The sequence below is a fragment of the Candidatus Pristimantibacillus lignocellulolyticus genome, assembly GCA_023639215.1.
Lineage (GTDB): Bacteria > Bacillota > Bacilli > Paenibacillales > Paenibacillaceae > Pristimantibacillus > Pristimantibacillus lignocellulolyticus.
In genome coordinates this window covers 2,262,014-2,274,150 of record CP097899.1, presented here as the reverse complement: position 1 = coordinate 2,274,150, position 12,137 = coordinate 2,262,014, and the positions used below count along the sequence as shown (strand labels likewise).

Genomic DNA, 12,137 nt, shown 5'->3' with positions numbered 1-12,137 from the left:
TCTCAATTTCTAAACTAACTGACCCTGATTACCAATAAAAGATTCAACTTCTTCGCCAGTAGGCATTCCCGTTTGAGCGCCGAGTTTTGTAGTGGATAATGCAGCTACAGCATTTCCGTATTTACATGCGTCTTTTATATCTAATCCTTTACTTAACGCAATGGCCAAGCCACCATTAAATGAATCACCAGCACCAGTAGTATCCACTACATTCATTTTATAAGCAGGAATAATAATTTCCTTGCCATCTTCAACAATAGAAACTCCCTTACTGCCTTTAGTGATTATTAGTTTCTCAGCAAAAAGATCTTCGTTTCTTTCTTCTTTCAAAAGAAGATATTCATGTTCATTCGGGGTTATATAATCCACATCTTGAATGACTTGTAATGGCAAATTTTGAATAGGCGCCGGATTAAGAATGACTTTAACACCGTTTTCCTTTGCAATCTCTATTGCTTTCTGGACACCTTCTAGCGGTATTTCTAACTGAAGAATTAGAATATCGCTATCCGCAATAATATCTCGTTTTGATTCTACGAATGCTGCTGTTACATTATTGTTAGCTCCAGGCACAACTATTATACTGTTGTCTTGGTTAGCAACGATGATAGATGCTGTACCAGTCATATGTGTAACCGGTTCCACATCACTCACATCAACACCTTGCTCTTGAAGATGTTGGAGAATATCATTACCAAAGCTATCCGTGCCTACGCAACCTATTAATTTCACTTGTCCCCCAAGTCTAGCAACCGCTACTGCTTGATTGGCTCCTTTTCCTCCAGGATTCATATGAAACTGATCTCCAATAAGTGTCTCTCCTGTCTTAGGAACTTGAGAAGTGATTGTAACCAAATCCATATTAATGCTTCCAACAACAGTTATTTTAGGTTTCTGCTCCATCCCAGTATTCTCCTTAAGTTGAATTTCTCTCTATAAGTTCAACATCAAATTTAAAAAAAGTTTCCTCCACTGCCTTCTGCTCCATTAGATTAACTAGCAATGTCGTTGCTTTCTCTCCCAGCTCATAGATAGGCTGGACAATAGTTGTTAGTTCGGGAATAGTCGCTGCAGAAAGTGAGATTCCGTCAAATCCAATAATTGAAAGTTCTTCAGGTACTTTTATTCCAAGCTGATGGGCGGCTTTTATAGCACCTATTGCCATAATATCATTAGCTGCAAAAATACCGTCTATTTCTGGATGTTGACTCAAAAGCTCTAACGTCGCTTTAATTGAAGATTGCATTTCATAGTTACCATTCACAATGTAGCTCTCTCCAAACCACAGTTCCTGATCTACGACTTCTTTATAACCTTCACAACGTTCTTCCGCATTAACAATCCCATAAGTACCTCTTATGTGGGCGATTCTTTTACATCCTTTGCTTTTTAAAAAGCGAGTAGCAGCAATGGCACCATTCTTATTCTCTACAACAATCGTTGGTAGACCTTTGCTTATTTCGCGGTCAATGCTGACTACTGGAATATTAATTTCAATAATCTGATCAGCAGTCATTGTATTTGAAGAAACAATGATACCGTTAACATATTTTTGTTGTAAAACGTCTAAGTATGCTTGTTCTTTTTCTCTATTTGCATCTGAATTACATAGAATAACATTGTAGCCTAACTTAATAGCTGTATCTTCTACAGCTCTTGCAAGTTCTGGAAAAAAGGGGTTCATAATATCAGGTACGATTAAGCCAATCGTATTAGATTGCTTCTTAAAAAGACTTCTCGCCACTTCATTCGGCTTGTAGTTCAATTCTATAATCGAGCTTTCAACTTTTTCCCTTGTATCTTGTCCAACATATCCCTTGTTATTCAGCACTCTTGATACTGTTGCAACTGATACTCCTGCCATCTTTGCAACGTCTTTAATTGAAGCCATGCTATCACTCCACCCTAGATAGGTAACCGGTTACACAAATAATATACTATTTATCTTATTGCAAGTCAATAATGATGTTAATATTATTATACTTATTGTATTTATTTGGGATTTTTATCCGTTTAAAAAATGGAATGTTCCACTAAAGTTATTTATAACTTGTTTGGCAGCAAGAGCATTATATAGCTAAGTAAATAAGCGTCTATCATGAAGTCTTTCATGATAGACGCTTATTAGTTCATAATTTATAGACAAGCAAAATGCCCAATGGAGACAATTATTACCCTATCAAAATTAGCGAGAGCTAACTTCGATTTACGGCCTCACCACTGAATATTTGAAGATCCATAGGAGCAGCCATAAATGCTGATGCCTTTTGAACAAAAGCGGTAAAGTGAGTACTTGTATTATGTGAAGCAGTTGCCTCGACATCTTTCCATAGCTCAACCATTTTATAATGATGGTCTTTCTCCGTATTTTTCATTAATTCATAACTTATATTGCCTTCTTCTGCTCTTGTTAGCGGAAGAAGAATTCTCATTTCTTCCAAAAAGGCTTGTTCTTGATCCGGTTTTACTTGAATATTCGCGTGAACAATAATCATGTTAATCATTCCTTATCTCTTAAATTAATTTACCTTCAGAAATTAATTTCCGAGAGGCTGTTCGTTAATTTTCTGAAGTTAACCTTGGTCGGGAGTCACCTTAACAAGCATTTTTCCTACATTCGTTCCCTGAAATAACTGTAGGAACGCATCAGGAATACGATCAAATCCTTCTATAATTGTCTCCTCGTATTTCAACTTACCTTCCAACAGCCATTTACCAAGATGCTCTGCACCTTCACCTAAACGGTCGGAGTAGTCACTAAGCACGAAACCTTTAATCATCGAACGAGTTTTAATGAGCTGCGTCAATATGCTAGGTCTCAAATCAGTTCCTGGCTCCTTATTGTATGAGGAGATTGCACCACAGAGTGGAATTCTCGCATAATCGTTCAGTAAGCTCATTACTGCATCAGTTACATCTCCGCCAACATTGTCGAAATATACATCAACGCCATCTGGACAAGCTTGCGCAATTGCAGCTTGCAGATCTGGAGAAGTTTTATAGTTAACTGCTGCATCAAATCCAAGCTTGTCAGTGAGTAGTTTGGTTTTCTCATGCGAACCTGCAATACCTACAACGCGAGCTCCTTGTATTTTAGCAATTTGACCTACAATCGATCCTACTGCCCCAGCTGCACCGGAGATAACTACCGTCTCTCCAGCTTTTGGTTTACCAATATCCATTAACCCAAAATAAGCAGTTAGGCCAGTCATGCCAATGACACCTAAATAAGCAGATAAAGGTGCTAGGTTTTCATCAATTAGGCGAACTTCCGCTATATCAACAACGTTATATAACTTCCAACCTAAATAACCCATTACTTTATCGCCAGTGCTAAACTTATCAGAACGAGATTCAATAACTTCTCCAACTACACCACCGACGATTGCTTCACCTAACTTATAGGGTGGAATATACGATTTACCCTCATTCATTCTTCCTCGCATATATGGATCAACGGAAAAGTATAAAGATCGAACGACGATCTGTCCCTCTTCCGGTTGGTTTACAGGCATTTCTTTAAATTCGAATGTTTCGTTGGTTGGCAATCCTTGAGGACGAGATCGCAACGTTATCATTTTGTTCATCATGTACGTTCACTCTTTTCTTTATAATATTAACAATTAAATGATGGTAGCATCTGAAGTATTGTGAGATAGTTGTAACACTTTCAAACTATCAACTCAAAAATTAGGTTTCTTGACATCTTATAGACTGTCCAAGAAACCTGGTAAATACACTTGAAATACATCATCACGCAAATAAATCATTTTTTTCTGCCCTTCACGAACGACTCGGATGAGGCCAGCATCATTCATTATTTTCAGATGATAAGTGATGTTGGATTTATCCGTATTCATTATCGTTCCAATCTCCCCACAACTATTACGGCTAGGTTCGGCAAGTAGATAACGAATAATCTCAATTCGTTTTTTCTCTGCAAGAGCCTTAAAAATTTTTACCCGTATTTCATCTTCATCTAATAATTGTTGAATAGTCATAAAACTATCCTACTCTTATTAGACTTTAATTGTCAAACTTTTAGATTAAGACAGAATACTATAGGATTACGTTTTTAGATTATTATATTTATCAAGGCAATCTTTACAAATACATGATTTACCCAACTGATTAGCTGGAATCATTGTTAGAACCTCTTTTGAGAAATACTCCTTGCTGCACCAGCATTTTTCATTCAGCTCATTTGCAAGGTTGCCACATTTATTATCATTACTGCATATTGGGCATTTATTAGCAGTTACTTCTGACATATCATCACCTACCTTAATTCCTAGTATAGCGTGACCAATAATGATCTAACAGAAGGACTTTATTCTACTATGATCTCAGATACCTCGTATATTTTTAATATATCATCAGAACATGAATCTTCACATATTTTATAGAGGAAATATTTAGCGTTATGTGCCTTAATAAACTCTACATGATTAGCTTGAAGCATGGTATCTACATTAATTATATTTTTTTCAAAATCCGGACTATCTACCATATCAAATTCAATCCCATTTTTCATATAAACCTTATAAACAAAATGATATGTATCGGGGCCTTTTACAGTATCAAAAATTCTGTAAGTAACTTCAACAAAGGATATATCACTAATATTATACGCGTTAACTACACTATTTTTATTTTCCCTTATTAAAATTTGGTCTTTTGTTACGTCATAATAATCATAAGATGCGTTAATTGTAAATAATATATTTCCTATTAACATAAACGATACAATACTATTAAAAATAATTTTCATTCTTCTAGAATCAAAATTAAATTTGAAAATCATCCATATAAATATATAAAGAATAGATGAGATAAATACTAAACCTTCCGCACTATTAGTTGCATCACCTGGTACAAATAAAAGACTATTACTATCAGAAAAAGTACTTGATTGAATTTTTCTGGCTATATTATTAAATAGTAGAGATAAAGACATCATAAGAGCCAAGGCCAACGGGAAAAATGTCACTTTCAAGAAATTCGCAAAAAATCCTGTTCCATATTGGATTTTATCTGCCAACCTTTCGTGTATATCTCTCTTATTTTTCATAGTGTTTCACATTCCTTAGATTCAGAGTTTCTATTAGCTTAGCTTAATATAGTATAACTTTAAGACGAATTACAATTTTCGCATTAGTTGATGGAAACATCGCGCCATATCTCTATACGAATCAGAAACATATCGTTTATGTACTAATAAGAACAAACAGAATAGCAATAAGTGCAGGAAGACCTTGCATAACAATAATTGACCTTCTCGCAATTAAGCCTCCATAAATTGCGGCAATTAACACACAAACAAGACAGAACAATTGAACCTGACTTCCAAATGAAGAATTCGGATGAAGAAGTCCCCATATCAACCCTGCAGCAAGAAATCCATTATAAAGTCCTTGATTCGCCGCCAAAGATTTTGTCTGTTCTGCAAATTGCTCTGTTGTACCAAAAGCACGCATCGCCCTTGGCTTAGTCCACAAAAACATCTCCAAAATTAGGATGTACACATGCTCTATAGCAACAATGGCTACAAGTATAAAACTAATCACACTCATAGGGGTTCACTATTCCCTTCTAATTTATATATTATTATTGGAAAATTATGTGAGATTCTAACCAAATCTAAAATACCTAAATTGTAAGTAAGTAAACTACTTAACAATTTAGGTATTTTAGTCTAAAACCTTGAAATTCGTTATCAGTGTATAATTAGCACATCATTCAGGAGCTCGATTGGCTTTTTCTTTACCGCTTTTTGCTTTACCTTGAATTTCAGGCACAGGTGCCATATCGTTTCTCGGTAAATTCTGTCTCTTATTACTTTCTGTACTGATGTTTTCTCTTGGATCTGGACGTCTCATACCGGCTTTTGCCATAATAATCACCTCAACATTAATATGCCAACTGACCAAAAATTTATGCATCAAAACAGAATTGTTCTTCATGCAGGAACGTCTGATATAGCGATGGTTACACAAAAGGCGGCATCTTTGCGTTGCTTTCGAGATGTTGACTATTCAATGACGTACATTATCCTTTTTACAATTGGGGTTGATTTTTTACCGTTATTATTCGCAGCAAAAATCTCGATTATATTTTCGCCTTCCTTTAATCGAATCGTTTGAGTAACTACACTTTTCCCTACCGATGCGTTATTTATATAGATCGATGGTTTACTATCATTTATATCGACTGCAGTTACTGTAATTGTAATCTCCCCAGAATTAGTTATTTCAGGAACATCACTAATAGTAACCTCTGGAGGTGGAATAATATAAGTAATTGTCTTTTCAACTTCCACCGATTTTCCTTGTGCATTTGTTGCTTTGATTTTTATTACATTAATCCCCTCGATTAATGTAACTGTTTGAGTAAAGCTACTTCTGCCCACATAAATTCCATTAAGGTATAGCGATGGAGATATATCAACGATATCAGTAGCACTAGCGGTAATCGTTACCTTGTTTTTGTAAGTAGTTTCCTCAACTGTGCTAACTGTTAATGTAGGTGGAAGCTTCACATAACTGATCATAATTGTATAGACACTTTCTTTACCTTTACTATTTTTAGCTCTAATGACGATGTAGTTATCGCCTTCCTTTAATGATTGTGTATACGAAATAGTACTAGAATACATACGCTGATCATTTACAGTTATAGTCGGATATGTATCGTACTTATCAGTAACTTTAATTGTAATCGTTGCTTTATCTTTGTATGATATAGCTTCATAATTAGACACTGTAATTTCGGGAGGTGTGATATAATAATTCACCTTCTTAGTAATTGTAGACTTCTTACCGAATTTATTCTCAGCACTAATGATGATTGTATTCTCGCCTTCCTTAAGTGTAATTGTCTCATTAATGCTATTGTTGTAGTTGTACCGTTTCTGATTATTAATATATATGGTCGGATTACTATCATTCAGATCCGTAACCTTACCAGTTATCGTAATTTTATCAACAAACACTACTTCTACAATCTCATTAATCGTTATAAGCGGAGCAGCAGCAGTAAATGTTACTTTTTTAGTAATCTCTGTTTTCTTACCGAATTTATTCGATCCAGTAATCTTAATAGCGTTTTGTCCTTCACTTAAATCCAATGTGTAAGACCAACTTCCAGATGAGTTAGGATATACCCTCGAATTGTTGACGTAAAGTGTTGGATCGCTATCATTACGGTCATTTATTTGACCTGTAATTGTCATTCTCTGACTTTCCGTCTTTTCAGGTACTGTTGCTGTAATGGTTGGTGCAGGTATTATACGTTCAACCGTTTTAGTAACCACTTTATACCTACCATTTGGCTTGACAACCTTAAACTCATATTCGTAAAATCCTTCTCCATCTTTGAGATTGAACGTGTGTTTAAAGCTATCTTTTGATACAGATACTTCGACATTATTGATATACAACTTTGCTTTTGTCTCAATTGTACCTGTTGCGACCACAGTATTGACCTCTGTTTGACTAGCAACCTGTATATCTAGATGAATGTCCTGTAAATCTGGAACTAATGATGAGTCCAAAAATCGAGTTAACAGCGTAGCTGCTGCTGCACGATCCAATTGTCCTTTTGGTCTAAATGTTCTGTCCTCATATCCCGTTATTAGATTGTTTTCAATCGCAGCAGCAACATATGGAGCAAGCCCTGCTGAAATAGCATCCGAATCCTTAAATTTACTGCGGACTACACTATCTCCAGTTTTAGTATTCACTTCTAATTTCATGGATTTAACAAGTGCAACAGCAACTTCTTCCCTTGTTATAATAGCTGCTGGTTTATAGAATGGCTTGCCAATAGGTCCGTAATAACCTTGCAAATAATCCTTTACCCCTTCAATGTATGGGTAAGACCATCTCTTGACGTCTACATCAGAAAAAGTAGCTTTTTGGTTACTACTCGGCTCTAAATCTAATGCCAATGCAAGCATTTTGGCAAATTGCTCCCGTGTTAATGATTCATTAGGTTTAAAGGTTCCATTTGAATACCCATTAACAATTCCTTGCTTGCTCATATTTTGTATAGTGGAATACGCCCAGTGCTTTTTCGGAACATCCGTATACTGCCCAGTTTCTTGTGCGGCTGCGGAACCAGATAATACGATAGATAGCGTCATCATTACACTTATGCAAAACGTAACGATCCATTTAGGTTTATTCATTTCAACATTAACCCTTTCATTATGACGCTTATTTTCACTTGTATTATGGATTATTTGCTTCATTAATAGCATCGTCAACAGATTCAGTTGAAGTTACTGGTGTAGGTTCTGATATAGGTTCTTCTGAGTTATCTTCTGTATTATCAACTCCAGTACTATCCGTTGACCCGCTAACCTCTGGCAATGGCGAATTTCCTGGTAATCCACTTGTTTCAGGAGTGAGGCCATTACTTCCGTCTATAGGATCTGTAGTTGATGTTGGTAATGGAGTTTGTTCTATCGTTGGTGTTGGGGAGGGTTCTAACGTTGGTAATGGATCATTAACTACTGGTCCATTATCCTTAAACATAAACAATAGAACTAACCCAATAATGGCCATAACAAATACAATGGCAGCACCTAATGCAATCATTTTTCGGTATTTGTGTAAGAAGCGTACAAGTCCATTAGATTGCTCAAGTGATAGCTCTTTAATGAATTCTTTGAATTTTTTGCTTCTTACGGTTAGCATTTTTTTCTTTACAGTTGAATCCTTTAGCACTTTATTATTTTTTTTCGAGAAATATGACCGAACATATTTCTGATATTTTTTTGAACTACCAATAAGTTCACTATCGAACATCAGAAAATCAATAACCTGTTCCTTACCATTTGTTAAGTGATCTACAAAGATAAGTAACTCATCATACCGATATTCATAATCATTCCTGTTTCTATAGTTACCATTGCCTTGAATATAGAAGGCGTACTTCACCAAAGAAAAAAGTCGCTTACTCGGATTGTCTTTAATTATATTTTTGAATAATAGTTGTACCGATTCGAAAGACCTCGGTGATAGCTCATCCAAATCCTCATAAAAATCATCACTATTACGATGACTAGAATGTAAAATACTGAATGCTAACTCCAACTCAGATTGCAGTTGCTGTAGCTCCCTATTATTAGTAAGTATAGTATTTACCTGCTTTTTCTCTTGCTGCATCATAGATTTCAATTCATCAATATCTTGTAGTTTTAATGCCCCAAGTTTAATACTATTAAATACTTGATTAAGTACTGTTTGGATAATTTGCTCTGAAAATTGCTCATAGCGATTATCTTGTTCTACAATTTTGTGAAGTAAGTGTAGTATCTCGTTACCTCTGCTAATATAAGCCTTATCCTTTTTTAAGAGATTAATAACGGTAAGATTAATTTGTTCAATAAAGAAAAATCTTGTAATAATATTCGGAGATAGTTTTCTCCAATAGTTAATCTCTTCATTAAGTGCTTTTACCGTAACAATGGAAGCTGCACGTTCAATGATTAGCTCTTCAGCAATATTTTCATATTCATGGCTACCACACAAATGCTCCATCAATTCTTGGAATAAGTGAGGACGATCCTGAAGTTGTAGTAGTACTTGCTTGGTGTAGCTACCATCTTTCCCTGTCTTGCGGTTATTATAGAGCGATAGCGCAATAACCGAGATATAACTGTGAATATAATCTTTTTCTACATACTGACAATAGACTAGCAACTCTTTGATGTAAGCAACGCTTAGCACTGAACCTGATAAGAGTTCATTCTTCTCTTGCTGTACAAGCTTATTGAATAAAGTAAGCAGCTTAGTTTTCTTAGCGAAGTTCTGTTCATTCACAAAGCTTAGTATGCTATTAAGCATACCCTCCTTGTTTTTTGCATAAGGGTCAAATGTACCTTTTTCAACTCTAAAAATAGCTCCCAACTGTGAGTAAGTTGCATAGGCCAACGTTTTATTGCTATCCAAATCTTGAATAGCTTCTTCCGCAAATTGAAAATAAGACTTATTCACATCTGGATAAGTTAAACATGCCCAAATAAGATTGAGGTAATGGTTGTCCTCTTCAACGACATCCACATTCAAATAACGTTCGTTAACAAAATCAAAAATAAATTCTTTATCAATCGATCGATCAGCTTGTCTAAAGCTATCTTTTTCTACAAACATTACATTAATATATTTCTTTGCTTGTGGAACATTTTGATAAGTTGAAAATCCAAAATGTCTCCGTAGCTCATAAGGTAGGCTATAATATATAACTTCTACAAGTCGCTTCGCATAATAAGAGCTTTCTGATATATCAACATCTAAACTTATAAACACCTTCTTATTGCTAGCAATAGAAAGTATCGTTGCACGCATTAGCTGTTTGAATATCTTTTCATTAACTTTCAACTTTGTTAGTAACTCTTGTTGGCCACTGTAGCTTGCCTTAGTATCATATGGTAATCTATCTAGTTCAGGAAGTTCTTTACCTAATGTATGATCATAATGACTAGCAAATTGATTGTTATGAAAAATAGCTATTGGATCAACAATATAGGCCTCCTTTAACTCCCTGGGCACAATATAGTTGTGTACAAACATCGTCTCGCGTTGACCAGTAAAGTCAGCTGCTAAATACATCGCTCGACCAATAACCATATCTCCATTATCTGAATGAAATACAGTTATCGATTCCGGATACTTCTGTACATCTTTTTCACCACGTTGACTTAACTCCGCAGGTGGAAAGTAGGTACAAAAAGGATGTAACGTTTTTTTAATAAAATTGTTATCGAGATTGCTAGATTTGGCTACCGTATCTAGCCCTTCATTCGTGCGAAAAACCCCTTCACGGCCCCGTGTATAATATTGCTGTTGAACTTTTCTTGCCATACTCATTATGAGCGACTCCCCTCAATATACCCAAACTCATAGAGTAGCCATAAGAACGGTTCATCTACTCGAATAGGGTTAACTACACCAGTTAATTGTTTATCCGCTGGATTTGCTCCTAATGAGGACACTGCAAAAAATGCTGTTTTCTTAAAATACGCATCAACTGCATTTTTGAAAGGACGATCAACTTTTTCTATAAATCTAGCAATTTCACCATTAATATTATTAAATTCATCGAGATTAAATACCTTGTTATGCACAACATTATTAAATACATTACTATTAGTTCCTATATATTGCCCATCCTCTTCCTTTAATAGCTCTAGCATATCGCTCTTTGCTACAACTATAGCGGTCGGAATATCAGTAACTCCTTTATCTAAATGAGCGATAAAGGTAGAATTTAAGGTAACAATTATTTCTTGAGAATCATCATATTTACCAGCAAACTCCTCAGAACTATTCCCAAAATTAAGTAACAGACGATCTCGAATCGACCGAATTTGAAGTGGATCGACCATAAAGATAATGCCAGATGAATTTTTTATATGAGAAGCATATAGTTCAATATAACTCTCATCAACCATACCTTCACCCGCAACATCGAAGAACACAAGTGTAATCGGCGGGATCTCATCGTTAATAAATTTAAATTGAAAAATAAGCGGCTCCTGCATAACTTCCTTTTGAGTAGAAGGTATCATACTGCCACGATCAAAAACTGGCTCTTCATATTGTTGTCGGTATCTCCGACTCATTTCAGCATTAAGTGGAATACAGGATGCAGCGAAATTAGTCGACGTTGTATGCTGCAAAGTATGAATTAGCGAAGCAATATAGACAGATTTCCCTGAAGCTGTTGCACCTACAATTGAAATAATATTACTCGGCACTTTACCAGAGGGTACCGGCAGCTCATTATGACAGCTAGGGCATAGTCTCTTCCTCGTAACAATCCCATAATTATCTTGTAAACCTACTAATACATTTTCCGAGATGATTAGATTTTCTTGCGGAATCGATTGCGGATGAATAATGGCTTCGATTTCATCAATTGGTGAAAGATTAAATTTTTCACGATATTTATTGAGTTTCTCATCCTCTTGCAGTGCATAATCCTGGTGATCTTCCTTGGAATGTGCCGCACGAAAAACGACATCATTTGGTTCAAATTTCTCAAAGCAATATGGACAAACGATTGAATAATAAGGTGGTTTTTCCTTTATAGAAGGCTTATTGAACAAATCTTTTATGAATTGAAACATC

12 protein-coding genes are annotated in these 12,137 nt (G+C 35.5%); all 12 read right to left on the bottom strand.

Going from position 1 to position 12,137, the window contains the following annotated elements:
- Positions 1 to 9 precede the first annotated feature (9 nt).
- A complete protein-coding gene (gene rbsK / locus NAG76_09625; GenBank protein ID URN96451.1) occupies positions 10 to 903 on the bottom strand; it encodes a ribokinase in 894 nt (297 codons plus the stop codon).
- Positions 904 to 916: 13 nt separating this feature from the next.
- On the bottom strand, positions 917 to 1,891 hold the full coding sequence (locus NAG76_09620; GenBank protein ID URN96450.1) for a LacI family transcriptional regulator: 975 nt from the start codon (positions 1,889 to 1,891) through the stop codon (positions 917 to 919).
- A gap of 304 nt (positions 1,892 to 2,195) precedes the next feature.
- Positions 2,196 to 2,495, bottom strand: a complete 300-nt coding sequence (locus tag NAG76_09615) for an antibiotic biosynthesis monooxygenase (GenBank protein ID URN96806.1) — start codon at positions 2,493 to 2,495, stop codon at positions 2,196 to 2,198.
- Positions 2,496 to 2,573: 78 nt separating this feature from the next.
- Complete coding sequence (locus NAG76_09610) at positions 2,574 to 3,590, bottom strand: NADP-dependent oxidoreductase (protein URN96449.1); 1,017 nt, start codon at positions 3,588 to 3,590, stop codon at positions 2,574 to 2,576.
- A gap of 117 nt (positions 3,591 to 3,707) precedes the next feature.
- On the bottom strand, positions 3,708 to 4,001 hold the full coding sequence (locus tag NAG76_09605) for a helix-turn-helix domain-containing protein (protein ID URN96448.1): 294 nt from the start codon (positions 3,999 to 4,001) through the stop codon (positions 3,708 to 3,710).
- A gap of 66 nt (positions 4,002 to 4,067) precedes the next feature.
- Positions 4,068 to 4,271, bottom strand: a complete 204-nt coding sequence (locus NAG76_09600) for a cysteine-rich CWC family protein (protein ID URN96447.1) — start codon at positions 4,269 to 4,271, stop codon at positions 4,068 to 4,070.
- Positions 4,272 to 4,330: 59 nt separating this feature from the next.
- Positions 4,331 to 5,071 carry a hypothetical protein gene (locus NAG76_09595; GenBank protein URN96446.1) on the bottom strand — a complete coding sequence of 247 codons (741 nt, stop codon included), beginning with the start codon at positions 5,069 to 5,071 and terminating at the stop codon, positions 4,331 to 4,333.
- Positions 5,072 to 5,207: 136 nt separating this feature from the next.
- Complete coding sequence (locus NAG76_09590; protein ID URN96445.1) at positions 5,208 to 5,573, bottom strand: DUF1304 domain-containing protein; 366 nt, start codon at positions 5,571 to 5,573, stop codon at positions 5,208 to 5,210.
- Positions 5,574 to 5,735: 162 nt separating this feature from the next.
- Positions 5,736 to 5,894 carry a hypothetical protein gene (locus tag NAG76_09585; GenBank protein ID URN96444.1) on the bottom strand — a complete coding sequence of 53 codons (159 nt, stop codon included), beginning with the start codon at positions 5,892 to 5,894 and terminating at the stop codon, positions 5,736 to 5,738.
- 137 nt (positions 5,895 to 6,031) lie between these two features.
- Positions 6,032 to 8,188 carry an S-layer homology domain-containing protein gene (locus NAG76_09580; GenBank protein ID URN96443.1) on the bottom strand — a complete coding sequence of 719 codons (2,157 nt, stop codon included), beginning with the start codon at positions 8,186 to 8,188 and terminating at the stop codon, positions 6,032 to 6,034.
- 43 nt (positions 8,189 to 8,231) lie between these two features.
- Positions 8,232 to 10,874 (bottom strand): hypothetical protein, encoded by a 2,643-nt coding sequence (locus NAG76_09575; protein ID URN96442.1) that lies wholly within the window; start codon positions 10,872 to 10,874, stop codon positions 8,232 to 8,234.
- The gene (locus tag NAG76_09570; GenBank protein URN96441.1) at positions 10,874 to 12,136 is read right to left on the bottom strand and encodes a hypothetical protein; all 1,263 of its coding nucleotides are present in this window, start codon (positions 12,134 to 12,136) and stop codon (positions 10,874 to 10,876) included. The genes NAG76_09575 and NAG76_09570 overlap by 1 nt, the downstream gene beginning before the upstream one ends.
- Between the last annotated feature and the right edge of the window lies 1 nt (position 12,137).

Excerpts from the sequence above, each read along its gene's own strand:
- NAG76_09615 (URN96806.1), bottom strand. The coding sequence starts at position 2,495 with ATGATTATTGTTCACGCGAATATTCAAGTAAAACCGGATCAAGAACAA.
- NAG76_09595 (URN96446.1), bottom strand. The coding sequence starts at position 5,071 with ATGAAAAATAAGAGAGATATACACGAAAGGTTGGCAGATAAAATCCAA.
- NAG76_09585 (URN96444.1), bottom strand. The coding sequence starts at position 5,894 with ATGGCAAAAGCCGGTATGAGACGTCCAGATCCAAGAGAAAACATCAGT.
- NAG76_09620 (URN96450.1), bottom strand. The coding sequence starts at position 1,891 with ATGGCTTCAATTAAAGACGTTGCAAAGATGGCAGGAGTATCAGTTGCA.
- NAG76_09590 (URN96445.1), bottom strand. The coding sequence starts at position 5,573 with ATGAGTGTGATTAGTTTTATACTTGTAGCCATTGTTGCTATAGAGCAT.
- NAG76_09580 (URN96443.1), bottom strand. The coding sequence starts at position 8,188 with ATGAATAAACCTAAATGGATCGTTACGTTTTGCATAAGTGTAATGATG.
- NAG76_09605 (URN96448.1), bottom strand. The coding sequence starts at position 4,001 with ATGACTATTCAACAATTATTAGATGAAGATGAAATACGGGTAAAAATT.
- NAG76_09570 (URN96441.1), bottom strand. The coding sequence starts at position 12,136 with ATGTTTCAATTCATAAAAGATTTGTTCAATAAGCCTTCTATAAAGGAA.
- NAG76_09610 (URN96449.1), bottom strand. The coding sequence starts at position 3,590 with ATGATGAACAAAATGATAACGTTGCGATCTCGTCCTCAAGGATTGCCA.
- NAG76_09575 (URN96442.1), bottom strand. The coding sequence starts at position 10,874 with ATGAGTATGGCAAGAAAAGTTCAACAGCAATATTATACACGGGGCCGT.
- NAG76_09600 (URN96447.1), bottom strand. The coding sequence starts at position 4,271 with ATGTCAGAAGTAACTGCTAATAAATGCCCAATATGCAGTAATGATAAT.
- rbsK (URN96451.1), bottom strand. The coding sequence starts at position 903 with ATGGAGCAGAAACCTAAAATAACTGTTGTTGGAAGCATTAATATGGAT.